Source organism: Burkholderia sp. M6-3, from assembly GCF_050858985.1.
Classification (GTDB): domain Bacteria; phylum Pseudomonadota; class Gammaproteobacteria; order Burkholderiales; family Burkholderiaceae; genus Paraburkholderia; species Paraburkholderia caledonica.
Genome location: NZ_CP110090.1, coordinates 3,792,724 through 3,817,615, shown reverse-complemented (window position 1 = coordinate 3,817,615; position 24,892 = coordinate 3,792,724). Strand labels below are relative to the sequence as shown.

The following is a 24,892-nucleotide window of genomic DNA, read 5'->3' as shown; positions in this document are numbered from 1 at the left end:
GGCCTGGCGCGATGCGCCAGGATTTGGGGGCGGTCATTAGAACGGAAGCGGTAACGGCGATCCCGAAAGCCGCTCCATCCACACCTGGTACCAAGGAGAAGATATGCAACACAAGATGACACAGCTGGCAGGCGCAGCGCTGTTTGCGGCGATGTCGCTGGCGGGGACGGCCAACGCTCAATCGACGGACGACGTGAAGATCGGTTTCGCCGGTCCGATGACGGGCGCGCAGGCGCACTACGGCAAAGACTTCCAGAACGGCATCACGCTGGCTGTGGAAGACATGAACGCAACGAAGCCGGTGATCGGCGGCAAGCCGGTTCGCTTCGTGCTCGACTCGGCAGACGACCAGGCTGACCCGCGCACCGGCACCACCGTCGCGCAGAAGCTGGTGGACGACGGCATCAAAGGCATGCTCGGCCACTTCAACTCGGGCACCACGATCCCGGCTTCGCGCATCTACGCGAACGCGGGCATTCCCGAAATCGCGATGGCAACGGCGCCTGAATACACGCAACAAGGTTTCAAGACCACGTTCCGTATGATGACGTCGGACACGCAGCAAGGTTCGGTCGCGGGCACGTTCGCGGTCAAGACGCTTGGCGTGAAGAAGATCGTGATCGTCGACGACCGCACGGCTTACGGCCAGGGTCTGGCGGATCAGTTCGAGAAGGCGGCGAAGGCAGCGGGCGGCACGATCGTCGATCGTGAATACACGAACGACAAAGCCGTGGACTTCAAGTCGATCCTGACCAAGCTGAAGGCCGCCAATCCGGACCTAATCTATTACGGCGGTGCGGATTCGCAAGCAGCACCCATGGTCAAGCAGATGAAGGCGCTCGGCATCAAGGCGCCGCTGATGGGCGGCGAAATGGTTCACACGCCGACGTTCATCCAGATCGCGGGTGACGCAGCGAATGGCACGGTGGCATCGCTCGCCGGCCTGCCGCTGGAAGAAATGCCGGGCGGCAAGGACTACGTCGCCAAGTACAAGAAGCGCTTCAACGAAGACGTGCAGACGTACTCGCCGTATGCTTACGACGGCGCAATGGCCATGTTCGCCGCAATGAAGAAGGCTAACTCGACGGACCCGGCCAAGTACCTGCCGGTGCTCGCCAAGACGTCGATGCCCGCTGTGACGTCGTCGAACCTCTCGTACGACACCAAGGGTGATCTGAAGAACGGCGGCATCACGCTGTACAAGGTTGTCGACGGCAAGTGGACGACCCTGCAAAGCGTGGGCGGCAAGTAAGCCTTTCTTTGCAGATCGATCCGATCTTGAAGACCCCGCTTCGGCGGGGTTTTTTTATGGATTGCCGTAGAAGGCGCTTCTCCCCCGCACCGTTGCGCTTACTCCCCGCGCAACTTCCTCCCCTGCTCCCGAATCTGCTCCAAAGTCGCGCCGGGCGTGCTCGCCTCCTGCGGCATACGGATCTCTATCACGGCCGCGCATTTCGCCTCCAATGAACGCTGCAACGCCGGCAGAAAATCTTCGGTGCGTTCAACGGTTTCGCCGTGCGCGCCGAACGATCGCGCGAATGCCGCGAAGTCCGGATTCGTGAGCCCGGTGCCGTGTACGCGATTCGGATAGTGCCGCTCCTGATGCATGCGGATCGTGCCGAAGTGACCGTTGTTCACGACGATGAACAGCACATGCAGGTCGTATTGCATCGCCGTCGCAAGTTCCTGCGCGGCCATCATGAAGCAGCCGTCGCCCGCCAGCGCGACCACCGCACGTTGCGGATAGAGCGACTTCGCCGCGATCGCCGCCGGCACGCCGTAGCCCATTGCGCCACTCGTGGGCGCAAGTTGAGAGCGGTATTGACGATACGAAAAGTGCCGATGCAACCACGTCGCGTAATTGCCGGCGCCGTTGGTCAGTATTGCGTCATCCGGAAGATGCGCGCGAAGTTGCTGGATCACTTCGCCCATTTGTACGTCGCCTGGAATGGGCCGAGGTTTGCGCCACTCGAGATACGCGCGATGCGCTTCTTCCGCCGCGCCCGCCCACATCAGCGTGCGGGCGGAGGGTTCCAACGCCGCGAGCGCCGCCGCAAGTTCAGGCATGCCGGAGACGATGGGCAGATCGGCGGCATACACCCGCCCCAGCTCTTCCGCGCCTTGGTGCACGTGAACCAGTGTCTGCTTCGTCTTGGGAATGTCGAGCAACGTATAGCCGTTCGTCGTGGCTTCGCCGAGGCGAGGACCCAGCGCGAGCAGCAGGTCGGCATCGCGGATACGCTGGGCCAGCGCGGGATTGATGCCGAGTCCCACATCGCCGGCATAGTTCGGATGCTCGTTATCGAGCGTGTCCTGGAAGCGGAACGCAAGGCCGATCGGCAATTGCCAGTTCTCGACGAAGCGTTGCAAGTCCGCGCAGGCCGCGGGCGTCCAACCGCTTCCGCCTGCTATCACCATTGGCCGTTGCGCGCGCGCCAGCAATTCGCGCAGCTTGCCGATCTGCGCGGTCGACGGCGACGCGGCCACGCGCTGATAACGCGGCGCGCCCGGTACGGCGTCGCATGCATCGCTCAACACGTCTTCAGGCAAGGAAAGCACCACGGGGCCCGGCCGACCGGAAGTCGCCGTGTAGAACGCATGACTCAGATATTCGGGAATGCGCCTCGGATCGTCGATCTGCGCGACCCATTTCGCCATCTGACCGAACATGCGCCGATAGTCGATCTCCTGGAAAGCCTCGCGATCGAGATGCTCGCGCGCGCATTGCCCGATCAGCAGGATCATCGGCGTGGAGTCCTGAAACGCGGTGTGCACGCCAATCGATGCATGCGTCGCACCCGGTCCTCGCGTGACGAGCGCGACGCCCGGGCGCCCGGTCAGCTTACCGATCGCTTCGGCCATGTTCGCGGCCGCCGCTTCGTGACGGCAGACAATGGTCTGGATGCGCTCCGTTTCGTCGTGCAATGAATCGAGCACGGCGAGAAAACTCTCACCGGGCACGCAGAAGACACGTTCGACACCATGTGTGAGCAAAGCGTCGACAACAAGGCGCGCGCCAGTGGTTCGAGCGGCGGCAGTATCGGAAACGGGAGCATTCGGCTGCGACATTGCGATGAGGCCTCCAGACAGTGCATGAGTGCGGTTGCGTCGGTATCGACTGCATGATCGGCCGACCGGCGCCCCGACAGCTTACGCTGGGAGCGCACCCGGTGTCACGGCGCAGCGCAATGCGCGCTCATGCAGCGGGCGCGGCCAGCAAATACGCAAACATACAAAGAAAACGCGGGCGCTGGGGCCCGCGTCTCCTCCACTTCGCAACACGCCGCGTTGCCGATCAACGATCAGCACCGGACATCGTGCAGTCACCCATCAACATTCGACGATGTTCACCGCCAAACCGCCGCGCGACGTTTCCTTGTACTTCGTTTTCATATCCGCGCCGGTTTCGCGCATGGTCTTGATGACCGAATCGAGCGACACGTAATGACTGCCGTCGCCGCGCAGTGCCATGCGCGCTGCGTTGACGGCTTTCACCGACGCCATCGCATTGCGCTCGATGCACGGAATCTGCACCATGCCGCCGACCGGATCGCACGTGAGCCCGAGGTTGTGCTCCATGCCGATTTCCGCCGCGTTTTCAACCTGCTTCGGCGTGCCGCCCATCACGGCGGCGAGTGCGCCTGCAGCCATCGAGCAGGCGACGCCTACCTCGCCCTGGCAGCCAACTTCGGCGCCGGAAATCGACGCGTTTAACTTGTACAGAATGCCGATCGCAGCCGCGGTCATCAGGAAGTCGATCACGCCTTGCTGGTTCGAGCCTGGCATGAACCGCGTGTAGTAATGCAGCACGGCGGGAATGATGCCGGCCGCGCCGTTGGTGGGCGCGGTGACGACGCGGCCACCGGCGGCATTCTCTTCGTTGACCGCGATTGCATAGAGATTGATCCAGTCGATCATCGACAGCGGATCGCGCAGCGCCAGCTCAGGGTTGCCGGATAGCGCTCGATACAACTGCGGCGCGCGGCGCTTCACCTGAAACGGGCCGGGCAAGTTGCCGTCCGCGTCCGGATTGTTGATGCCGCAGCCTCGCGACACACATGACTGCATTACGTCCCAGATCTTCAGAAGGCCCGCGCGGGTCTCTTCTTCCGTGTGCCAAACCCGCTCGTTTTCCCACATCAATTGCGCGATGCTTTTGCCGGTCGATCCGCACAGCGCGAGCAACTCGTTGCCCGTTCGAAACGAGTGCGGCAATTGGTCGACGGCGGCAAGAACCTTGGTGTTCGGTGCGCCGGCCGTTACCACGAAACCGCCGCCCACCGACAGATACGTCGATTCGCGCAGCGTCTCGCCTTGCGCGTCGAACGCGCGCAGCTTGAGCCCGTTCGGATGTTCGGGCAGCGCTTGCCGGTAGAACGAGATGTGATCCTTCTGCACGAACGGCACTTCATGCGTGCCGAGCAATGCGAGCTTGCGCGTGGTGCGCACGGCTTCGAGCCGTTGCGCGATCGTGTCGGGGTCGACCGTGTCGGGTGCGTCGCCCATCAGGCCGAGCATCACGCCGCGATCCGTGCCGTGCCCTTTGCCTGTGGCGCCGAGCGACCCGTAAAGATCGACTTTCACCGACGCGGTGTTCGGCAGCAGCCCATCGCGTTCGAGCCCTTGGGCGAACATCAGCGCCGCGCGCATCGGCCCGACCGTATGCGAACTTGACGGACCAATGCCGATTTTGAAGAGATCGAACACGCTGACTGCCATTACTGCTCCCTGCTGATGAAAGTTGGTTTAGCGCGCCGGCATCGGCAAACACACGGCGAGCCACGCGGGTGGCGTCGGCGCGAGCCGCAGCGCGATCGGCGTATAGCGTCCGTCGAGACGCGCCGCCAGATGAAACAGTTCCGTCGCGTTCTTCGGATCCCACTGACCCGAGTAGCCGGGCAAGCCGGCTTCGCGGCGTTTTGCATCGAATGCGACGCTCGAATGCACGAATTCCTCATGCGTCTTGCTGCCGTCCGCATACGGCGAGAGCCAGTTCAGTGCCGCTTGCAGCGACGCACCGTTCGCACCCTTCTCCGGCAGCCAGTTGCGGTTGTGGCGGCGGGCGGCGAGCGCGGCGGTAACGAGCGGCTGCAGATCGTAAGTGACATAGTGCAGCGCGTCACGTTCGCTGAAATCGATCGTGGAGCCGTCCGGCTCGATGTTGTCGCCAATATGCTCGGCAAAAAGACGCTGCGCCGCATTGATCATTTTGCGGTTGTCGAGCGTGAAGGCCGCCATGGCTATCAGTTTGATCCGGTGACTTTGCCAGTTGTTCCGGTAAGTGCCTTTCAAAGGACGCGGCTGGTCGTCGATATCGGCGATGTAGCCGTTCGCGAGCTTCGTCAGAAACGCCATCGACGCGTTACGCGTTTTCACAGGCAGCGCACTCGCGGTCATATCGTACGCGAGGATCAGCCCTTCGAAGTGCGTTTCGTCGATTGGATTGAAGCTCGGCTGATAAGTCGTGACCCACGCGTACAGCAAACGGTCGACCAGCTTCAGATACCGGTCGTCGCTGGTGGCGCGCCATGCGAGCGCCGCGTCCCGCAACAGGTCGAGATCCTTCTCGGCTTCGACGCTCTGGTCGTAGACGCCCTCATGCGGCAGCGTGCCTTCCGTGTGCAGTTTGGCTTGCGCGTGAGGCTTGTCGTTCAGATGCGCGAGCACGTTGCTCACCAATGCCTTGACGCCGGGATCGGCATTCGTGCGCTCGCTGGTTTGCCAGGCGGGCGCTGCGCAAAAATTCATCGCCGCCTGCGCATGGCGAAGCGGCAGCAACACGGCTGCGCCGGCAAGCAGGCATGCGCATGCGTACCGCCACGTTGGGACTCGCGTTGCCCCGGCCGGGCTTTGCATCAATCGCACCTTTCGCACCATGCGAAACTCCTCGTTGGGCTGATTCGGTGTGTGATGTTAGCCGTTTGCGGCCTCCAGCGACAGAACCGCGCACCGCACGCTACAGGCTGCGGGCGGCGCGCGGTGACGGCCGGGTGTTACTCGTAATCCGCAACCGGCACGCACGAGCAGAACAGGTTGCGATCGCCATAGACGTTGTCCGCGCGGCCGACCGGCGGCCAGTACTTCTTCGCGATCAGCGTGGGCAGCGGATAGGCGGCGGTTTCGCGCGCGTACGCATGCTTCCACTCGTCCGCGATGACGACTGCGGCCGTGTGCGGGGCGTGCTTCAGCGGATTGTCTTCCCGGTCCGAGCGGCCTTCTTCCACAGCGCGAATTTCGTCACGGATCGCGATCATCGCTTCGATGAACCGGTCGAGTTCTTCCTTCGATTCCGATTCGGTCGGCTCGACCATCAGCGTGCCCGGCACCGGAAAGCTCATGGTGGGCGCATGGAAACCATAGTCGGCGAGTCGCTTCGCAACGTCGTCCACAGTGATGCCGCTCGTTTCCTTGATCGGACGCAGATCCAGAATGCACTCATGCGCGACGAGTCCGCCCGGGCCCGAGTACAGCACCGGATAGTGCGGCGCGAGTTTCTTCGCGACATAGTTCGCATTGAGGATCGCGGTCTCGGTCGCGGCGGTGAGGTTTTTCGCGCCCATCATCGCGATGTACATCCACGAGATCGGCAGGATCGACGCCGAGCCGTACGGTGCGCCCGACACTGCGCCAATACCGTTGGGCGCGCGTTCGTAGCCCGACGAAATCTGGTTCGGCAGGAACGGCGCGAGATGCGCGCCGACCGCAACCGGACCGACGCCCGGTCCGCCGCCGCCGTGCGGAATGCAAAACGTCTTGTGCAGATTCAGGTGCGAGACGTCGCCGCCGAACTGGCCCGGCGCGGTCAAGCCGACCATCGCGTTCATGTTCGCGCCGTCCACATAGACCTGACCGCCGCGCGCATGCACGATCTCGCAAATTTCGCGGACGTTCTGTTCGAACACGCCATGCGTGGACGGATACGTGATCATGATCGCCGCGAGTTTGTCGGCGTGCTGGTCGGCCTTCTTCTTCAGATCTTCGACGTCGACGTTGCCTTGCGCGTCGCACGCGACGACCACGACCTGCATGCCGGCCATTTGCGCCGACGCCGGGTTCGTGCCGTGCGCCGAAGCGGGAATCAGGCAGACGTTGCGATGCGCTTCGCCGCGCGACGCGTGATATGCGTGGATGATCAACAGGCCGGCGTATTCACCTTGCGAGCCCGCGTTCGGCTGCAGTGAAACCGCTGCGTAGCCGGTTGCGGCGACCAGCATTTCTTCGAGCTGGTCGATCATTTCGCGGTAGCCGACGGTTTGCTCAGCCGGTGCGAACGGATGAATCTGGCCGAACTCGGGCCACGTGACCGGTAGCATTTCCGACGTCGCGTTCAGCTTCATCGTGCACGAACCGAGCGGGATCATCGACCGGTCGAGCGCGAGATCCTTATCCGACAGGCTGCGCAGATAGCGCAGCATTTCCGTTTCCGAATGATGGCGGTTGAACACGTGATGCGTGAGATAGGCGCTCGTGCGTTCGAGCGCGGCCGGCACCGAGGCCGTGCTGGACGCCGTGATCGCGGCGTCCAGCGTGTCGACTTGCGGCGCGTCTTTCGCACCTGCGGCTTGGGCGAACACAGCCAACAGATCGCCGAGATCGCGGCGCGATGTCGTTTCGTCGATCGACACACCGACTTGCGTGTCGCTCACGCGGCGCAGATTGATACGCTTCGCTTTGGCCGCGTCGTGCAACGCTTGCGTGCGCGCGCCGGTGTCGAACGTAAGCGTATCGAAGAACGTTTCGTTGACGAGCGCGTAGCCAAGCTGCTTCGCGCCTTCCGCGAGCAACGAGGCGATGCGGTTCACGCGCAACGCGATTGTCTTGAGACCGCGCGGGCCGTGGTACACCGCATACATGCTGGCCATGATCGCGAGCAGCGCTTGCGCCGTACATACGTTCGACGTCGCTTTCTCGCGGCGAATGTGCTGTTCGCGCGTTTGCAGCGCGAGACGCAGCGCGGGATTGCCTTGCGCGTCGACGGTCACACCGACGAGACGGCCCGGCATCTGGCGCTTGAATTCGTCGCGCACGGCGAGGTAGGCCGCATGCGGGCCGCCGAAGCCGACCGGCACGCCGAAGCGCTGCGTGTTGCCGACGGCCACGTCCGCGCCCCACTCGCCCGGCGGCGTAAGCACGGTCAGCGCGAGCAAGTCGGCGGCGACCACCACGTGGCCGCCCGCTGTATGGATCGCCTCGGTGAGCGTGCGATAGTCCCGCACGTCGCCGTTCACGCCCGGATATTGCAACAGCACGCCGAATGCATTTGCGTTCGCGGCTTCCGCTGCGGGGCCCACTTTCACTTCGATGCCGACCGGCGTGGCGCGCGTTTTCACCACTTCAATGGTTTGCGGCAGCACGTCGTCAGCGACGAAGAATACGTTCGACTTCGGCTTGCCAACGCGTTGCAGCAACGTCATTGCTTCAGCGGCGGCGGTGGCTTCGTCGAGCAGCGACGCATTCGAGATCGCGAGACCTGTCAGGTCGACGATCATTTGCTGGAAGTTCAGCAGCGCTTCGAGGCGGCCTTGCGAGATTTCCGGCTGATACGGCGTGTACGCCGTGTACCACGCCGGATTCTCGAGCACGTTACGCAGGATCACCGTCGGCGTGTGGGCGTTGTAGTAACCCTGCCCGATGTACGAGCGGAACACCTGGTTCTTGTCCGCGAGTTCGCGCAGCGCGGCGAGCGCTTCCGCTTCGCTCTTAGGCTGTGCGAAGGGGCCGAGCGGCAGCGGTTCGGTGCGGCGGATCGTCTTTGGAATGACGGCGTCGATCAGCGCGGCGCGCGACGTGAAGCCCAAGGCTTCGAGCATCGCTTCCTGGTCGGCCGCATCCGGGCCGATATGCCGTTCAGCGAAGGCGTCATGCACTTCGAGCGCGGCGAGCGAGAGAGGAGTGCGGTTCATCAGACGATCCGGGTGTTCGAGCTTCATGGTGTTCCTGGCGGTGCGGCTGTCCGTGCTGGACCGTTCGAAACCTCGCGCTGTGCGCAAGGTCTCCTGAAGGAGCAATCCCAAAGGGATTTTCTTCAGGGCGCGGTCCCGTGTGTTTCACGAGGGACGCGCCGCACCTGTCGGGTTATATAAAAGTGAATCAGGCGCCGATCGACTTCGAGTACGCGTCCGCGTCGATCAAACGATCCTGTGCTGCGTCCGAGGCCGGCTTGATCTTGAAGAGCCAGCTTTCATACGGGGCGCTGTTGACCGAATCGGGCGTGTCAGCAACGGTGGTGTTCGCTTCGATGATTTCGCCGGAAACCGGCGCGTAGATATCCGAAGCGGCTTTCACCGATTCGATCACGGCGACGGTATCGCCTGCCGTGACGGTCTTGCCCAATTCCTGCACTTCGAAGAAGACGATGTCGCCAAGCGCTTCCTGCGCGTGGTCGGTGATGCCGACCGTCAGCGTGCCGTCCGCCTCGGTGCGGACCCACTCGTGCGATTCGGTGTATTTCAGATCGGCCGGGATGCTCATCGGATGCTCCTATGCGGTGTGATTCGATATGGACTAAAAGCTGGAAAAAGACGCACGCGCCGGCTGCTAACAATGGTTCAACTCACTGCGAGTACTTTGCCGTTGCGCACGAACGGCAGTTTTACCACGCTTGCGGGCACGGATTTGTCACGAATCTGAACATGAACCGTGTCGCCAGGTTGCACGCCTTTCGGCACCCGCGCGAAGGCGATGGATTCCTGCATGGTCGGGGAGAAGGTGCCGCTGGTGATTTCGCCTTCGCCGTGCGGCGTGACGACCTTCTGATGCGCGCGCAGCACGCCTGCGGCCTTGCCGTTCTCCTTCAGCAGGATCAGACCGACGAACGCCGCGCGCGAGCCGTCCGCTTCCAGCCGGCTCCTGCCGACGAAGTCGCGCGCGGAGGTCAGGTCGACGGTCCACGCGAGGCCGGCGTCGAGCGGCGAGATGTTGTCGTCCATATCCTGGCCGTACAGGTTCATGCCGGCTTCGAGACGGAGCGTGTCGCGCGCGCCGAGACCTGCCGGGCGCACGCCTTGTGCTTGCAGCGCATTCCACAACGCGACGACGTGATCGGCCGGGACGATGATCTCGAAGCCGTCTTCGCCGGTATACCCGGTGCGTGCAACGGTCAATTCGCCGAACGGCGTCGCTTCGACGCGCGCGGCGTTAAAGGGCTTGAGTGTTTCGGTGGCAGAGCGGATGGCCGGTACGGTTTGCCAAACCTTCTCACGCGCGTTCGGACCTTGCACGGCGACGATCGCGAGATCGCGGCGCGGCGTGATGGTCAGACCAAAGCCTCCTTCGTTCAACTGCTTGAACCACGCGATGTCTTTGTCGGCAGTGCCCGCGTTGACCACCACGCGGAAATGATCTTCGCCGAAGTAATAGACGATCAGGTCGTCGATGACGCCGCCGTCCGCGTTTAGCAGGCACGAGTACAGCGCGCGCCCAGACGTTTGCAGCTTCGCGACGTTGTTGGCGAGCGCATGCTCGAAGAAGCCGCGCACGCGTTCCCCGGTGAAGTCGATGACGCACATGTGCGAGACGTCGAACATGCCGGCGTCGGTACGCACGGCGCGGTGTTCGTCGATCTGCGAGCCGTAGTTGACGGGCATGTCCCAGCCGCCGAAATCGACCATGCGAGCGTTGAGCGCGCGATGGGTGGCGTTGAGCGGAGTGTGTTTGAGTTCGGTCATGGGGCCTCGGGCGTCTCGCGAAACAAAAAAGGCCATGCAGAGCCGCGCCTCGCGGCCTGCTGGCTGCGAGCGTGGTTCTGCATGGCCCCTCTGTCCTCGATACCTGAGAGATTGCGCTGCCGCGGCGACGTTGATTCGTCACGGCGGAACGCGCGCCCCTTCGGTGGGCAGCTTGCCGGATCTGCACGACATTGCGATGCAGACGGCTACTGCCGCTCTCCAGAGTGCGAAAAACGGCGCCTTGATGTTGCGTGTGTTACCTGGCGGCCGGTCTTTCGACGCGTTCGGTCCTTTTGCCTGAGAGTTTGCGGGTGTGCCCCTTCGGCGGCGCGGCCTGCGAAAATCAGCGGCCCGCGCGCTCTCCCGACGCGTGCGGCGAATGTACGCGAGGGCCGGAGGCTTGTCAAATGGCGGTTTATTCGCGGTTATTCGTCCTCGTTCGCCCTGATTCGTCCTGGTTGGCCCTTATTCGCCGATAGCATGCGCCGCGCCGTCCAGTTCCTGGTTCAGCACGCGCTGTTCGTCGGCGGACAAGCCGCCGCCATGTTGGCCGGCCATTTCATGCGCCTCGCGCCGGATCACATCCAGCCGATGATGCAACGCATCGCCTTGTGGCGGCGGGTAATAGCCTTGATTGACGCGATTGTCGATACGGCGGCTCAGATTGTCGATGCGGCCGTCGACCTGATGCAGGCGTTTGTCGGCGATCTGTTGCGGGCTTGGGCGCGGCGCCGGCTCGGTCTGCGGTGCTACCACACAGGCGGCGAGCGAACTCAGTAATGCGCATGCGGCGAGGGCGCGGATGGGACGTGACATGAACTCTCCGTGAAGTCGTTGTGGTTTTGCGGTGCTACAGGCGTAGCAACGGATCACGGCAGACGAGCGCTGACCCGGACGGCCCGCTCTTTTGTAACGTTATATTGCTTTCCGGTTTGTCAGTTTTGCCGGCGCGGCACTTCGCGCCGCGCCGGCAACGCCTCAATAACCTGTAACGCGGTTCAACGAACCCGCTGGAACGGCAGGCGGACGCCCTCGTCGGAACTGCGCGCCGCGAGTTCGATGATGGTCATCACGTCGACGGCATCTTGCGGGCTCACGGGAAACTTCACGCCGTGCTGGACCGCCTCGGCGAGCGCGATATAGAAGCCCGCATAATCGCCATTGCGCGTCGGTAATTCGCGCTCCACTTCGCGGTCGCCCTTCAGCACGCGCAACGTGCCTGCGGCATTGCCGGCCGCAAAGCCCTCGTCGCCCGGACGCAAGCCGGCTTTCAACTGGTCTTCCTGCGTGTCGAGTCCGTACTTTACGTAACTGCCGCGCGTGCCGTGAATGGCGAACCTCGGCGCAACGATCGCCGTCAGCGCGCTTGCGTGCAACACGACTTCGAATTCGCCGTAGCCCAACTGGATATGCACGTAGTCAGACGCGCTCGCGTCATCGCGATGGGTGCGCACGGTCGCGGACACGGTCTGCGGCGCGCCGAACAACGCCAGCGCCTGGTCAATCAGGTGCGGTCCGAGATCGAACAGCAGCCCGCCGCCGCGCGACGCTTCCTCGCGCCAACGCTGACGCACTTCAGGCCGGAACCGGTCGAAATGCGATTCATAGTGCGTGATGCGTCCTAACTCGCCGCTCGCGAGCAGATCGCGGACGGTCATGAAATCGCCGTCCCAGCGACGGTTGTGAAACGGCACGAACAGTTTGCCCCGCGCGAGTGCAATGTTGGCGAGCGTGCGAGCGTCGGCAGCGCTGAGCGTGACTGGCTTGTCGACCACCACATGCTTGCCTGCTTCGAGCGTACGTCGCGCGAGATCGAAGTGCGTGTCGTTCGGCGTGGCAATAACCACGCAGTCGATCTCCGGGAGCGCGAGCAACGCGTCGAGATCGGCCACCACCTTCGCGTGCGGATAGTCGGCGAGCGCGGCCTCGGGTCTACCGGTCGCGATGGCGGCGACGCTGGCGCGGCCACAGTGCTCGATCACCGGTGCATGAAACGTCGCGCCTGCGAATCCGTAACCCATCAATCCAATTTTCAGCGATGCGGACATGCGTGTCTTCCTGCAAAAACGGCGCGCCGCTTTGCCACCGCGGCGGCGGCGCGCAACGCCGTCATTGTGGCATGGCCGGGACCGGGATTGCGCCGGCAGGCCAGGCGCCGAAGCTCCGCCTTTTCTCGCGGCGCGGTGGGCGCCGGTTCATCCGCGGGATTCGTCGAGCGAATCTATCCGCCGATTTCATCCGTGTTAACATCGCTCCTCTCGCGCCAACCGAGGCGCGCCGGGCGAGCCTCGCAACGCGTGGCATGCATTCCCGAGCGCGCGCCGCGCGGCATGCGCCGGCTTCGCGACCGGCAATACTGCGCTGCGGCGCCTCAAGCGCCGCTATCAAACGGCGCGTTCGAGTGCTCCGTCTGAACAGCCGCTTTTCAACCCGCACTACCCCATCCACAGACGATGTCCGCAGGCCTGAATCCCGCTCAAAATGAAGCGGTCCGTTACCTTGACGGGCCGTGTCTCGTACTCGCCGGCGCAGGGAGCGGCAAGACGCGTGTGATTACGCAGAAAATCGCGCATCTGATCGAGGCAAAGGGCTTCGAGCCGCGCCACATCGCGGCGGTCACGTTCACGAATAAGGCAGCGGCGGAAATGCGCGAGCGCGTGGGAAAACTGCTCGAAGGCAAGACGCTGACCACGCCCGGCAAGGAAGGCCGCAAAGTGCCCGTCAATCAGTTGACGGTGTGCACGTTTCACTCGCTCGGCGTGCAGATTCTGCGGCAGGAAGCGGAACACGTCGGCCTCAAGCCGCAATTCTCGATCATGGATTCCGACGACTGCTTCGGCATGATCCAGGAGCAGGTCGGCTCGACGGACAAGGGCTTTATCCGCAAGATCCAGTCGATCATTTCGCTGTGGAAGAACGGACTCATCATGCCCGAGCAGGCGATCGCGATCGCCGCGAATGAGGACGAGCACCAGGCGGCGATCGTCTATCGCAACTATGTGGCGACGCTGCACGCGTACCAGGCGGTCGATTTCGACGATTTGATCCGCCTGCCCGCCGAACTCTTCGCGAGCAATGAGCAGGTGCGCGACCGCTGGCAAAACAAGCTGCGTTATCTGCTGATCGACGAATATCAGGACACCAATGCCTGCCAGTATGAATTGCTCAAGCAACTGGCCGGCCCGCGCGCGGCATTCACGGCGGTGGGCGACGACGATCAGGCGATTTACGGCTGGCGCGGAGCGACGCTCGAGAACCTCGCGCAGCTCGGCAAGGATTTCCCGAAGCTGCATGTGATCAAGCTCGAGCAGAACTATCGTTCGACGGTGCGCATTCTCACGGCCGCCAACAACGTGATCGCGAACAACCCAAAGCTCTTCGAAAAGAAGCTGTGGTCCGAGCACGGCATGGGGGATTCGATCACCGTCACCCCGTGCAACGACGAAGAGCACGAAGCCGAGTCCGTAGTGTTTCGTCTGTCCGCGCACAAGTTCGAGCGACGTGCGAATTTTCGCGACTACGCAATTCTCTATCGCGGCAACTTCCAGGCGCGCATCTTCGAACAGGTGCTGCGCCGCGAGCGGATTCCGTATGTGCTGTCAGGCGGCCAGTCATTCTTCGATAAAGCTGAAATCAAGGACATTTGCGCGTACTTGCGGCTGATTGCGAACGCTAACGACGACCCCGCATTCATCCGCGCGATCACCACGCCGCGTCGCGGTGTCGGTAACACGACGCTCGAAGCACTCGGCTCGTTCGCGGGTCAAGCGAAGGTGTCGCTGTTCGAGGCGGTGTATATGGGCGGCATTGAAGCACGCTTGTCGCCGCGTCAGATCGAGCCAATGCGCGTGTTCTGCGACTTCATGCAGCGCCTCACCGACCGAGCCGAAAAGGACGCGGCGGGCACGCTGCTCGACGAGTTGATGGACGCGATCCACTACGAAGCGTATCTGTACGACGCATTCGACGAACGTCAGGCGCAATCCAAGTGGCAAAACGTTCTGGAGTTCATCGAATGGTTAAAGCGCAAGGGCACGAAGGCGGAGCCCCAAGGCTCGGATGAATCCGCTGGTTCGGGCAACCAGCAGGCAACCGGCTACGACACGGCGGACGGCTTTGGCGACACGGGCAAGAACCTGCTCGGCCTCATCCAGACGGTCGCGCTGATGTCGATGCTCGAAGGCCGCGAGGAAGATCCGGACGCGGTGCGGCTCTCGACCGTGCACGCGTCGAAGGGGCTTGAATATTCGCACGTGTTTCTCGTGGGCGTCGAAGAAGGAATCATGCCGCATAGAGGCGGCGCGGACGACGAGCCGATCGACGACGCGCGCATCGAGGAAGAGCGCCGTCTGATGTATGTCGCGATCACGCGCGCGCAACGCAGTCTGCATCTGAACTGGTGCAAAAAGCGCAAGCGCGCACGGGAGACGGTGGTTTGCGAGCCGTCGCGATTCATCCCCGAGATGCTGCTCGACGACGCGCCGCCGCCGACGCCCGAAGAGGCGCCGATGTCGCCCAAAGACCGGCTCGCGAGTCTCAAGGCGCTGCTGCAGAAGCCTTGAACACCGCGGTTGGCGGGTGCGTGGCAAGACCCCGCTGACCTCAGGTGCTTCACCGGTTTTCGTGGAAAGGCGCGCTACAGTGGCGCGGCTGGTCGGTCGCACGGTCATGTATCTTCGCGTGCCTTCGCGCACCTTCGAGCCCGCCAACTGGAGACCGCCGCATGACCTCGCCGACGCTCGCGCCATACACCCGCGCCCTCGAAGCCTACATCGACGCGAAAGACAACACGCGCGCGCAACGCATGCCGGATGCGTTTGCTCCCGACGCCGAGCTCACCATTTCTCTTGCAACGTCGACAATCACCTTCCCCGCGCGCACGGTCGGCTTGGACGCGATCACGAAGACGCTCGTCACCGATTTCGGTGCGACGTACACGCGATGCCGCACGTATTACGTGTGCGACTCGCTGAACGTGCGCGACGGTGCGATCGATGCGCTGCCGTGGCTCGTGCTGATGCGTGAACCCGCCGCCGGCGCGTTGCGCGTGGGCCACGGCGTCTATCGCTGGACTTTCGATGAAACGCCAGCCGTCAGCCGCTTTCATATCCACATCGCACGCATGGACGTCGTGCCGGATACGGATGGCGCGTTGCTCGACGCGTTGCAGGAAGGCTTGAGTTATCCGTGGCTTCCGCCGGCGGAATTGCACGCGCGTTTCACCGAGCTTGCGCGCAGTACGCCGGCGCTCTCGTTTGTCGACGCCTTCGCTCGTCCCGTCGGCGAGCAATAAGGCGGCACTCGCGCGCAGAATCTGTCGAGCATAAAAAATCCCTGCCCGGGTGGTTGCGGTGCAGGGATTGGGTTGTCGGATAAGCGGCGCGCAATTGTCTTCGCGCGCGGCCAATGCGCGCTACTTGGTGTTACTTCGCGGCACTGACCATGTAGTCGACGGCGGCCTTTACGTCGGCGTCCGAGGCGTTCGAGCCGCCTTTGGGCGGCATCGCGCCCTTGCCGTGCAGCGCATAGTTGTAGACGGTGTCCATCGGCTCTTTCAGGCGCGGCGCCCAAGCTTCCTTGTCACCGAACTTGGGTGCGTTGAGCACGCCGGCAGCGTGACATGCCTGGCACACCTGCTGGTACAAGGCCTTGCCCGCTTGCGATGCATCTGCGCTTTGCGTGGCGCCGGATGCGGGCGCCGCGGCTTGCGGGACGCTCGCCATTGCCGCCACTGCGGCGGCGGCTTGTGCCGCGCCAGCATCGGAAGCGCCGCCGGCAGCCGTTGCACCAGAAGCGCCGGCCGCGACAGAAGCGGCAGCGGCGCCGGACGCGGCCGCCGCGCCCGATGCCGGCTGCGCCGGTTCAGCGAAGCTTCCGCCCGAGTTATTCGCCATGTAGGTCACCGCGCGAGCGATTTCGAAGTCGCTGTAGTCGTCCGGGCTCGTGCCGCCGCGCGGAGGCATGGCGCCTTTACCGGCGAGCGCCGTGTGCAGCAGCGTGTCGAAGCCTTGCGAGATGCGTGGTGCCCAATCGGCAGTATTGGTGAACTTCGGTGCGCCTGCCGCGCCGGACGCGTGACAGGCCGAGCAGACCGCCTTGTAGACTTCTTCGCCAGTCTTGTAGACGCGTGGCGCGTTGGCGTCGCGAATGTCGACCTGAGCGATCGGCTTGATGCGGGCAGTGACCTCGGCTTGGGAGAGACTGTCGGTGCCGGCGCCGGTGCGCGTCGAGTTGTCGACGTAATAGGCCAGCAGAACGATGATGATGATCGGCACAGCAAACCCGGCGATGACCGCGGCGATGAGCTGTCCTGGGGTTTTGATCGGGGCTCCGTGTGGTGCTTCGCTCATGCTTGTCTCGTCTCCGTGGGTATGTGAGCGGTACAGCGCGACGGCAACTTCTTGTTCTTGATCGGCCACGGACGATTATAGACGCAAGCTTTCGGCGGCGGCGAGGGCCGCAGCGTGCTGTTCAGCAGGCGTTTACCCGCATCGCGCGAAGTCCTGCAAAGGTGCGCAAAACCACGGGGGAAGGGCCCGGAGGCCGTCCGGTGGACGGTATGGCGGAAACCGGGTATCCTTTCGGTCTTGCTTTGGCGCCGCATCCGCTCAGTTTGCCGCGCTTTCGCGTTTCTTGTGTCAAAGCGCCCGTAGCTCAATGGATAGAGTACTGCCCTCCGAAGGCAGGGGTTGCTGGTTCGATCCCAGCCGGGCGCGCCAATAACATTGGCTCGGAATCAAGGGTTTAGGCAAACAACGCCTAAGCCCTTTTTTATTTCCCACGCCCTCAATGTAGCGCCATTCGGCGCCTCATCCCCAGGCTTGTCCGCCGCGCTCACTCCCGCTAGAATCCTCCGGTCACTGGGGAGTAGCCTTCCTTCACGCATCGCATGAAGGGGAGCGCGTCAACATACTTGACCTGACAGGTCATGGCGCGTTCGACCGGGTCGGTTTGGCGAGACCATTGGCGCACTGCTTCGTTCTGGTCGGACGGGTGGCGGTGCGTCATTGGTTCGTCTAACGTCCGACCGCGGAGCCGCTGTGAAATCACGTTGTCCCCTACCCAATTTCCTCCTGCACCATGCGCCGCGCCGCGCGTTTCCCGTCGACGGGAGCCGTGCATGACCGGTCTTATCATCGAACTGGCCGTCATGCTGGTCGTCATTCTGGTGGCGGCTGAGCTTTTCACCAACGCGCTCGAACATCTCGGCGAGCGCCTCAAAATCTCGGAAGGCGTCACCGGCTCGCTGTTTGCCGCGGTGGGTACTGCGTTGCCAGAGACGTTGGTGCCGCTGATCGCGATCATCGGCGGCACGGCTGATCATGCCGTCAATGAGGAAATCGGTGTCGGCGCCATCCTCGGCGCGCCGCTGATGCTTTCCACGCTGTCCACCTTCCTCATGACGCTCGCGGTCCTGCGTTCACGCGGCATCGGAGGACGGGTCGCACCTGAACGCTCGGGCTTCACGCGCGACCTCAACTATTTTCTTTTCGCGTTCCTGCTGGCGGCCGCGGCCATGTATGTGCCGCACGAGCAAAAAATCGTCCGCGCGCTGTTCAGCATTGCGCTCATGGGCGTCTACGTCGCCTATGTGGTGGCGACTTTCCGCGCGTCAAACAGTCTCGTGGATGCCGGCCACGGCACGGAGGCGCCGGGCAAGATGCTGCTCGCGCGCCTCGGCGTGTCGACGAACCTGGCGACGATCGCCATCCAGCTCGCGCTCGCCGTCGCCTTGCTGGTGTGGGGTGCCGAAGGTTTCATCCACGGTGTTCGGGGCGTGTCCGAAGCGTTCGGTGTTTCGCCGCTGCTGCTCTCCCTGCTGATCATCCCGATCGCCACCGAACTGCCGGAGAAGGTGAACAGCATTCTGTGGATTCGCCGCGGCAAGGACACGCTGGCGTTCGGCAACATCACCGGTGCAATGGTGTTTCAGGGCACGTTGCTACCGGCGATCGGCATTCTTCTGACGCCGTGGACGCCGCGAATCGAGGTTGTCACGGGCATCGTCATCACGCTAGCCGCGGCGGCGTGGCTGCGCGTCAACGCGCGGGAGCGCGGCGCGCCGGTGTGGGCGCTGCTCGTGTGCGGTGCGCTTTATGTGGCTTATCTGGCCATTACGCTGAGCCGCTAGGCGTCGCGGCGCGCCGTCGTCGGAGTGCGTCGATTTAGACGCTTTTCCCCGGCTAACTCTCGGGATCACCCAGTGGAGAGTGACGGCATAATTTCCCAGAATGTTAAGACGCGGATTTCGTGGGGCGCTGCCAACGGCTGCGCCGCCGCGCCGCGCTCTATTCGCGCATGCCGTGGACGCGTGAAGAGGCACAGAACCAGTTGGGCAAGTCCAAGGAGTGCGGTATGAGCAACATTGTCATAGTCGGATCGCGGGGCCATGCGAAAGTCGTCATCGACATCGTTGAACAGGAAGCGAAGTACAGAATTGCCGGGCTAATCGACGGGTACCGCAACGTAGGTGAGAAGACGCTGAACTATCAGGTGCTCGGCTCTGAAGCTGATCTCCCACGTCTGACTGCCGAATATGATTTGAGAGGGGTAATTGTTGCTATCGGCGACAATCTGGTCCGTTCGAAAGTCGCGGCGAAGGTCAGCGAGTATTGCCCCCAACTACCGTTTGTGAATGCCGTTCATCCGCGGGCGACGATCGCTCGCAGCACCACTGTCGGGGCGGGTACCGTATTGATGGCGGGAGCGATAGTTAATCCTGACTGTCGGGTGGCCTCGTTCTGCATCTTGAACACGAACTCGTCACTGGATCATGATTCCGTCATGGACGAGTATTCGAGCCTTGCACCCGGGGCCATAACCGGTGGCAATTGCCGAATCAGCGCGTTCTCCGCGATCGGCATCGGCGCCGTACTTCGCCACGGCATTACGATCGGCGAACACAGTGTAATTGGCGCGGGTGCCACCGTTCTGAAGGACATCGAAGCATATACGGTCGCCTACGGCTGCCCTGCCAAAAAGGTCAGCGACAGGGTTCCCGGGGCGCGCTACCTGTGAATGCAGGCGATCGATTCATTATATCCACGACTTGCTCGCGTCGTTACTCCGAACCAGCCAACGGCTTTAGGGCGCGCGACAGGAATCTACCAGTGAGTGAAACGATTCGCTCACCCCGCAATAACCTGAATGTAAATGGATAAATATGAACGTTGTTACGTCGGACGACAGCGTCGGCGTTGTGCCGACCCATCCGCTCTCGAAGCATTTCATCGTCATCGGCTACCGGGACGGAGCTTACTCAACCATCCCTAACAACTTCTTCAGGAATTGGCTGGACGAAGAGGCCACGCAGGGAACGTTCCATATTGGCCGTTGCACAATATTGGGTGTGGGTTCGGTAGCGAGGTACGACGGCAATGCGCAAAAACTGGTCATTGGAAAGAACGTCGCTGGTGGTATGGGTCTCAAATTCATTCTTAATGCGCAGCATGAAATGAAGACCATATCGACAACCATGTTTAGCATCTACGGTGAAGGCCTCACCAACGCTGTCATGCCGCAATACGCAGACACTGTTATCCACAACGACGTATGGATCGGAGATGAGGCATTGTTTCTCGGTGGCAGCGTCGTCGAAAGTGGGTGTGTCATTGGCGCGCGCACCCTGATACCACCGAACTTCCGAAGCGAACCGTACGGCATTTATGTCGGCTCGCCGGCGCGGCTCGTGCGTTTCCGTTTTTCAGAGAGGGTGCGGGAGCGCTTGCTGGATCTGGCGTGGTGGGACATGCCGCTTCAGTGGATCAAGAGGAACAACGACGCTTTCCTCGTCGATCTCACGGCAGATGAGGGGCGTGCGCTGGAAGTACTCGGGGAGCTCCAGCGGGACAAAACTGCTGAACTGGCTAATGCGAACAAGGTTGTCGCGAAGGTGTCCTGACCACTAGCGGTTTTCGCCCTCAATGAAAAAAAGCACTTAATGCAACCATGCATTAAGTGCTTTTTAGTACGTGATTTGGGAGTGAACGCGCTATTTTTAATAGGCTTTGATGATGTCGACGATCCGTTCTATGTTTCCGGACGAAAGCCCCGGGTAAATCGGCAGGCACAGCACTTTCCTCGCGGCATCGGCTGCGACCGGGAGGTTGGCAGGACTGGCGCTCACAAGGCCGCGATACATCGGGAAATCCGAAATCAGCGGGTAGAAATAGCGGCGCACGATGATGTTGTGGCTACGGAAATTCTCAAACAACGCGTCGCGACTACACGGGAAGTCGTCTTCCACGAGAATTGGAAAGTACGCGCGATTCGCAATGGGGTTGTCGCAAGCTGGCAGGCAACGGATTCCAGGCACATCGGAAAGCAGTGCGCAATACTGCGAGGCGATTTCACGCCGGCGGGCAAGGGCTTCGTCGATATTCTTCAGCTGCAGAAGCCCGAACGCGGCATTCACTTCGCTCATCTTGCCGTTAATGCCAGGCGCGACGACGGTCGTTTCGTCGACGAAACCGAAGTTTTTCAGGTGATTGACCCGCTGTTTGGTCTTTGCATCTGGACAAATAATTGCGCCACCCTCGAACGTATTGAAGACTTTCGTTGCGTGAAAGCTTAAGACGGAGAGGTCGCCGTGGCGAAGAATGCTCTTGCCTTCGCGGCGCACGCCGAATGCGTGAGCCGCGTCGTAGATAACCTTCAGGTTGTAATTGTCGGCGATCTTCTGAATGGCGTCGGTGTCGCAAGGATAGCCGTAGCAATGCACGGGCAGGATCGCCGTGGTCTGGGGCGTGATGGCTGCCTCGATCTTCCGCGGATCCATATTGAGCGTGTGCGGATCTACGTCGACGAAAACCGGCTTGATTCCATTCCAAAGCAGCGAGTGCGCTGTTGCCACGAACGAATAGGGGGTCGTGATCACCTCACCGGTAATGCGCAGCGCCTGCAATGCAGTAACCAGACCTAACGTGCCATTCGAGAAAAGCGCGAGATGGTCAACACCGAGGTACTCTTCGAGCGCCGCCTCGAGCCGTTGGTGAAATGGGCCGCCATTAGTCAGTACCTTGCTCTCCCATATCTCGCGGAGATAGGGAATAAAGTCGTCCAGCGGCGACAAATAAGGCTGCGTGACAAAGATGGTTTCCTCTGTCAACGCGGACACTGCTTCTGCAGGTAGGCTTGCGTTCATGATTCGGTTCTTCGCTAGTTAAGGGCGGTGCGTCACGGACGATCAGATCACGGCGTCCGTCGAAAGTGCAGCGAGCGAGGGCGACCAGTCCGCTGGCAATGTCGCCTCAAAGGTCGTCGGCGTATCGCCTGCGCACCAACGCTTCCACATGGTGCGTACCGCGATCGAGAAGCCGCTTGCTACTTTTTCTGGCTGGAAAGGAACTGAGTTCACACATCGTTCGCGCATCCCGATGCGAAGTTCATTGAGAGCATCGAGATCTCGTGTCAGTTCGATGCTCTTGCGGATGAATTCTTCCTTGTTCCGCACAATGAACTGTTCGAGTCCAACGTGCTCGAGCCAGCAAGCACCTCCGCGGCTCGGCATCGATGTGCCTGGCATCGTGATTGTCGGGACTCCCATCCATAAGGCGTTGAGCGTGGTAGTCGAGCCTGTGTACGGGAAGGTGTCGAGGCAAAGATCGACCTGATGGTGCTGCTGCATGTACACAGGCAGCGACCCGCGAGGACAAAACGTGAGCCGGTCGGCGGTAATGCCTTCCGCGGCGAACCATTCGAGATACGTCGGCTCATCCAGCTTGCTCGAAATCGCGCCGATCACCATTCGTGACGACGGCTCTGCGCGCAGAATGACGCTCCAGAGTGCGATAACTTCCTGACTCAGCTTGTTGAGCCGGTTGAAACTTCCATAGGTAACGTAGCCCTTGTGCAGCGCAGGCAGCGCGTTCACCGGCGGACAGTTTGGCGGTGGCATGTACGGAGCAATCGCGGGCAACAGGGCCAGCTTCTCGACGAACTGGTCTTCAAAATGTGCCGGAGGCGTGATGAAGCGATCGGAGATGTAGTAATCGAATGCAGTCATCCCAGTGGTGGCGGGATAGCCGATCCACGAGGCCTGGATGGGCGCGGGCTTGTGCCCGAGCGCGATGATTCGTGAATGTGCCGTATGCCCGGAAAGGTCTACGACGATATCTATGCCATCACTAGAAATCTTCTTGACCAGCTCTGCATCGCTCAGATTCGCCACGGCGTGCCACGAGTCGGCATGAGAGCGAAGTTTCTCAGTGAAATGATCATTGACCCCGAAGTTGTAGTAAAAATGGAGCGATAGATCGCGATCACGACTCAAATGCTGGACGACAGGCAGAAGATAGTAAGCCGCTGCGTGATTGCAAAAGTCGCCGGAAACAAAGCCAATTCGCAACTTGCGCTCAGGGTCACGCTGATTGGCGTAGCGTCGGTTGGCAACGATGCCGGGAACGCCGTGCACTTCCCCGAACAATCGGTGTTCCTCGAACAGCGCAGCCTTGTCAATCGTACTGCTGTGGGTCAGGCAGAACAGCAAATTGGTACGCGCGTTTGCATCTGAGGGCTCGATCGCGAGCGCCGTGCGCAACGCAGTTTCGGCCTCAGCGATCGCGCCGATGCCCAAGTAGACGTTCCCGAGCGAACTGTGTACAGCGGCGGAGTGCGGCGCAAGTTGTGCGGCTCGTGTGCATGATGCAATCGCCTCCGCGCGCCGCCCGAGCGCGACAAGCGTAACACCGAGAATTCGATGTGCCTCCGCGTGATCGGGAGAAATGGCGATGAGTTCTCGCGACTGGCGTTCAGCTTCTTGCAGCGCACCGAGGTGGCGCGATGTGTCGGCGAGCAGTAATCGGCAGATCACGTCACCCGGATCCAATTCAACGCCTTTGCGCGACGCTTCCATCACTTCCTGGAATCGATTGGCTTTGTGCAGCGAGATGGCCAGTGCACGCCAACTCTGGACGTCATTCGGATAGCGAACCGTTAGCTTGCGTGCCAGCTTGATCGCTTCCGTAAAATTCCCTTTGTGCACAAGCGCATTATGCTTTTGGATTTCTACGGTCGACGCGCGCCGATGTTGAGCCACGTTAATCGCCGCGCCCGGATTTTTAGCCGGCTCGTTCGCGGCTTCGCTGACAATCAGGTTCACATCATCTGAGGTTTTCCGGCGATCATGGATCTTGACCGCCAGCCGCTCTTCCGGTTGCGCCAACTGATGAATCAAGCTGTTCAACGCGGGCCCATGAACGCCTTGCTGCTGTGCCAACTCCACCGCCGTCCATCCTGCGGCCACCTGATCGCTTTCGAACAGGGCATTAATATAGGCGACCCAGTACTGGCCGTTGGCCGGACTGCTGCCCAACGCCACCTCAAAGTGCGGAACAGCCTCAGCCGGATAGCCTGTCTGGACTTTAACGACACCAAGGTTGTAATTCGCGTCCGCATGATTCGGCACCACTTCGACGATCGCTTCGAAAAGCGCCCGCGCGTCGTCGATCTCGCCCGCATGATATTGCTCGATGGCGCTCTGCATGACGAGAGCGATGTCCTGAGCGCGTTGCTGTTCAGGAGAGAGAGGCTGGGGAGCCGAGAAGTCGAATTGGATGGACATGATGCTCGCACGAGGAAGCTGTACGTTGGATTATCAATTCGGAATTCGCAGCCTGAAGGGTGGAAGTGACGGCAAAATGGCCACCAATTCACCTGATTACGGACGCCGGCGGCGCAGCCATGGAACGCCGCTCGCGGGCCTTTCGGCAACGTGTCGACACGGGTTGCGCGACGCCTTCGCGCGCGGCTTCCAGGGGCGAAGGCCGTCCCCATGTGCTTTGCTAGAAGCACAAAAAGAAACGCCCGCGCAAGGCGGGCGAGGGTGAAGCGTGCACACCTTAATGCTGGCGCGCGTGTTGTTGTTCTTCTGTTCTGTCGTTCCGCGGTTCGCTCAACCGGCGGGCCGTTCGTAAAGCTTAGAGCTGTGCTGCCTTCTGATACTGATTCGCGGCGCTCACGCGGCGCATGGCAGCCGTGTATTCCGCCTGCAATTCGACCTGCGTGGTTTGTGCGTCGGCGATGATCGCGTCGTTGCGCGCGACGATCGAGCGGATCACATCGAGCGAGCCCTGAACCCGCTGAGCGTCGAGCGACATGATGAGCGGCGACCGCAGCTCGGCAAGTCGCGCGGCTTCGGGCCAGTCGGCCAGCGCGGCCGCATGCTCGATTTCGCCGGTCAGTGCCAGCACTTTCTCGATCAGGGCAGATTGCTCCATTCGCGGTTC

At 61.8% G+C, this 24,892-nt stretch carries 18 protein-coding genes, 1 tRNA gene and 3 riboswitches; of the genes, 7 read left to right on the top strand and 12 right to left on the bottom strand.

Annotation, left to right across the window (positions count from 1 at the left end; all coding sequences use genetic code 11):
• Positions 1-103: 103 nt before the first annotated feature.
• On the top strand, positions 104-1,252 hold the full coding sequence (locus tag OH764_RS16805; RefSeq protein ID WP_498847521.1) for a branched-chain amino acid ABC transporter substrate-binding protein: 1,149 nt from the start codon (positions 104-106) through the stop codon (positions 1,250-1,252).
• A gap of 98 nt (positions 1,253-1,350) precedes the next feature.
• Here OH764_RS16805 and OH764_RS16800 read toward each other — a convergent pair whose 3' ends face one another.
• From OH764_RS16800 to OH764_RS16765, 8 genes are all read right to left on the bottom strand, one after another.
• Positions 1,351-3,069 (bottom strand): thiamine pyrophosphate-binding protein, encoded by a 1,719-nt coding sequence (locus tag OH764_RS16800; RefSeq protein ID WP_498847520.1) that lies wholly within the window; start codon positions 3,067-3,069, stop codon positions 1,351-1,353.
• A gap of 261 nt (positions 3,070-3,330) precedes the next feature.
• Complete coding sequence (locus OH764_RS16795; protein WP_087752292.1) at positions 3,331-4,719, bottom strand: L-serine ammonia-lyase; 1,389 nt, start codon at positions 4,717-4,719, stop codon at positions 3,331-3,333.
• 27 nt (positions 4,720-4,746) lie between these two features.
• Positions 4,747-5,877 carry an alginate lyase family protein gene (locus OH764_RS16790; RefSeq protein WP_498847519.1) on the bottom strand — a complete coding sequence of 377 codons (1,131 nt, stop codon included), beginning with the start codon at positions 5,875-5,877 and terminating at the stop codon, positions 4,747-4,749.
• 116 nt (positions 5,878-5,993) lie between these two features.
• The gene (gene gcvP / locus OH764_RS16785; protein WP_498847518.1) at positions 5,994-8,930 is read right to left on the bottom strand and encodes an aminomethyl-transferring glycine dehydrogenase; all 2,937 of its coding nucleotides are present in this window, start codon (positions 8,928-8,930) and stop codon (positions 5,994-5,996) included.
• A gap of 160 nt (positions 8,931-9,090) precedes the next feature.
• Positions 9,091-9,471 carry a glycine cleavage system protein H gene (gcvH, locus tag OH764_RS16780; protein ID WP_498847517.1) on the bottom strand — a complete coding sequence of 127 codons (381 nt, stop codon included), beginning with the start codon at positions 9,469-9,471 and terminating at the stop codon, positions 9,091-9,093.
• Between the two features lie 77 nt (positions 9,472-9,548).
• Positions 9,549-10,667, bottom strand: a complete 1,119-nt coding sequence (gcvT, locus tag OH764_RS16775; protein WP_498847516.1) for a glycine cleavage system aminomethyltransferase GcvT — start codon at positions 10,665-10,667, stop codon at positions 9,549-9,551.
• Positions 10,668-10,747: 80 nt separating this feature from the next.
• Positions 10,748-10,900, bottom strand: a riboswitch (glycine riboswitch).
• 42 nt (positions 10,901-10,942) lie between these two features.
• Positions 10,943-11,042: riboswitch (glycine riboswitch) on the bottom strand.
• A gap of 90 nt (positions 11,043-11,132) precedes the next feature.
• Positions 11,133-11,483 (bottom strand): hypothetical protein, encoded by a 351-nt coding sequence (locus tag OH764_RS16770; RefSeq protein WP_498847515.1) that lies wholly within the window; start codon positions 11,481-11,483, stop codon positions 11,133-11,135.
• Between the two features lie 182 nt (positions 11,484-11,665).
• Complete coding sequence (locus tag OH764_RS16765) at positions 11,666-12,715, bottom strand: oxidoreductase (protein ID WP_498847514.1); 1,050 nt, start codon at positions 12,713-12,715, stop codon at positions 11,666-11,668.
• A gap of 405 nt (positions 12,716-13,120) precedes the next feature.
• Between OH764_RS16765 and OH764_RS16760 the strand changes: the two genes are divergently transcribed.
• The gene (locus OH764_RS16760) at positions 13,121-15,229 is read left to right on the top strand and encodes a UvrD-helicase domain-containing protein (RefSeq protein ID WP_498847513.1); all 2,109 of its coding nucleotides are present in this window, start codon (positions 13,121-13,123) and stop codon (positions 15,227-15,229) included.
• A gap of 161 nt (positions 15,230-15,390) precedes the next feature.
• Complete coding sequence (locus tag OH764_RS16755) at positions 15,391-15,960, top strand: hypothetical protein (protein WP_498847512.1); 570 nt, start codon at positions 15,391-15,393, stop codon at positions 15,958-15,960.
• A 130-nt stretch (positions 15,961-16,090) separates the two neighbouring features.
• Here the strand turns inward: OH764_RS16755 and OH764_RS16750 are convergent, their stop codons facing one another.
• Positions 16,091-17,017, bottom strand: a complete 927-nt coding sequence (locus tag OH764_RS16750; protein ID WP_498847511.1) for a c-type cytochrome — start codon at positions 17,015-17,017, stop codon at positions 16,091-16,093.
• Positions 17,018-17,310: 293 nt separating this feature from the next.
• Between OH764_RS16750 and OH764_RS16745 the strand changes: the two genes are divergently transcribed.
• The 4 genes from OH764_RS16745 (at position 17,311) to OH764_RS16730 (ending at position 20,568) form a co-directional block, all read left to right on the top strand.
• A tRNA-Arg gene (locus OH764_RS16745) sits at positions 17,311-17,386 on the top strand.
• A 131-nt stretch (positions 17,387-17,517) separates the two neighbouring features.
• A riboswitch (yybP-ykoY riboswitch) is annotated at positions 17,518-17,698 on the top strand.
• A gap of 89 nt (positions 17,699-17,787) precedes the next feature.
• Complete coding sequence (locus OH764_RS16740) at positions 17,788-18,798, top strand: sodium:calcium antiporter (protein WP_498847510.1); 1,011 nt, start codon at positions 17,788-17,790, stop codon at positions 18,796-18,798.
• Positions 18,799-19,022: 224 nt separating this feature from the next.
• Complete coding sequence (locus OH764_RS16735) at positions 19,023-19,685, top strand: acetyltransferase (protein WP_498847509.1); 663 nt, start codon at positions 19,023-19,025, stop codon at positions 19,683-19,685.
• A 145-nt stretch (positions 19,686-19,830) separates the two neighbouring features.
• A complete protein-coding gene (locus OH764_RS16730) occupies positions 19,831-20,568 on the top strand; it encodes an LbetaH domain-containing protein (protein WP_498847508.1) in 738 nt (245 codons plus the stop codon).
• A 96-nt stretch (positions 20,569-20,664) separates the two neighbouring features.
• On the opposite strand, the gene OH764_RS16725 is transcribed toward OH764_RS16730, so the two are convergent.
• From OH764_RS16725 to fliT, 3 genes are all read right to left on the bottom strand, one after another.
• Positions 20,665-21,810, bottom strand: a complete 1,146-nt coding sequence (locus OH764_RS16725; protein ID WP_498847507.1) for a DegT/DnrJ/EryC1/StrS family aminotransferase — start codon at positions 21,808-21,810, stop codon at positions 20,665-20,667.
• Between the two features lie 42 nt (positions 21,811-21,852).
• A complete protein-coding gene (locus OH764_RS16720; protein WP_498847506.1) occupies positions 21,853-24,228 on the bottom strand; it encodes a tetratricopeptide repeat protein in 2,376 nt (791 codons plus the stop codon).
• A gap of 355 nt (positions 24,229-24,583) precedes the next feature.
• Positions 24,584-24,883: a flagellar protein FliT gene (gene fliT / locus OH764_RS16715; RefSeq protein ID WP_498847505.1), complete on the bottom strand. Its 300-nt coding sequence runs from the start codon at positions 24,881-24,883 to the stop codon at positions 24,584-24,586.
• Positions 24,884-24,892 lie beyond the last annotated feature (9 nt).

Excerpts from the sequence above, each read along its gene's own strand:
- OH764_RS16805 (WP_498847521.1), top strand. The coding sequence starts at position 104 with ATGCAACACAAGATGACACAGCTGGCAGGCGCAGCGCTGTTTGCGGCG.
- OH764_RS16800 (WP_498847520.1), bottom strand. The coding sequence starts at position 3,069 with ATGTCGCAGCCGAATGCTCCCGTTTCCGATACTGCCGCCGCTCGAACC.
- OH764_RS16795 (WP_087752292.1), bottom strand. The coding sequence starts at position 4,719 with ATGGCAGTCAGCGTGTTCGATCTCTTCAAAATCGGCATTGGTCCGTCA.
- OH764_RS16790 (WP_498847519.1), bottom strand. The coding sequence starts at position 5,877 with ATGGTGCGAAAGGTGCGATTGATGCAAAGCCCGGCCGGGGCAACGCGA.
- gcvP (WP_498847518.1), bottom strand. The coding sequence starts at position 8,930 with ATGAAGCTCGAACACCCGGATCGTCTGATGAACCGCACTCCTCTCTCG.
- gcvH (WP_498847517.1), bottom strand. The coding sequence starts at position 9,471 with ATGAGCATCCCGGCCGATCTGAAATACACCGAATCGCACGAGTGGGTC.
- gcvT (WP_498847516.1), bottom strand. The coding sequence starts at position 10,667 with ATGACCGAACTCAAACACACTCCGCTCAACGCCACCCATCGCGCGCTC.
- OH764_RS16770 (WP_498847515.1), bottom strand. The coding sequence starts at position 11,483 with ATGTCACGTCCCATCCGCGCCCTCGCCGCATGCGCATTACTGAGTTCG.
- OH764_RS16765 (WP_498847514.1), bottom strand. The coding sequence starts at position 12,715 with ATGTCCGCATCGCTGAAAATTGGATTGATGGGTTACGGATTCGCAGGC.
- OH764_RS16760 (WP_498847513.1), top strand. The coding sequence starts at position 13,121 with ATGTCCGCAGGCCTGAATCCCGCTCAAAATGAAGCGGTCCGTTACCTT.
- OH764_RS16755 (WP_498847512.1), top strand. The coding sequence starts at position 15,391 with ATGACCTCGCCGACGCTCGCGCCATACACCCGCGCCCTCGAAGCCTAC.
- OH764_RS16750 (WP_498847511.1), bottom strand. The coding sequence starts at position 17,017 with ATGAGCGAAGCACCACACGGAGCCCCGATCAAAACCCCAGGACAGCTC.
- OH764_RS16740 (WP_498847510.1), top strand. The coding sequence starts at position 17,788 with ATGACCGGTCTTATCATCGAACTGGCCGTCATGCTGGTCGTCATTCTG.
- OH764_RS16735 (WP_498847509.1), top strand. The coding sequence starts at position 19,023 with ATGAGCAACATTGTCATAGTCGGATCGCGGGGCCATGCGAAAGTCGTC.
- OH764_RS16730 (WP_498847508.1), top strand. The coding sequence starts at position 19,831 with ATGAACGTTGTTACGTCGGACGACAGCGTCGGCGTTGTGCCGACCCAT.
- OH764_RS16725 (WP_498847507.1), bottom strand. The coding sequence starts at position 21,810 with ATGAACGCAAGCCTACCTGCAGAAGCAGTGTCCGCGTTGACAGAGGAA.
- OH764_RS16720 (WP_498847506.1), bottom strand. The coding sequence starts at position 24,228 with ATGTCCATCCAATTCGACTTCTCGGCTCCCCAGCCTCTCTCTCCTGAA.
- fliT (WP_498847505.1), bottom strand. The coding sequence starts at position 24,883 with ATGGAGCAATCTGCCCTGATCGAGAAAGTGCTGGCACTGACCGGCGAA.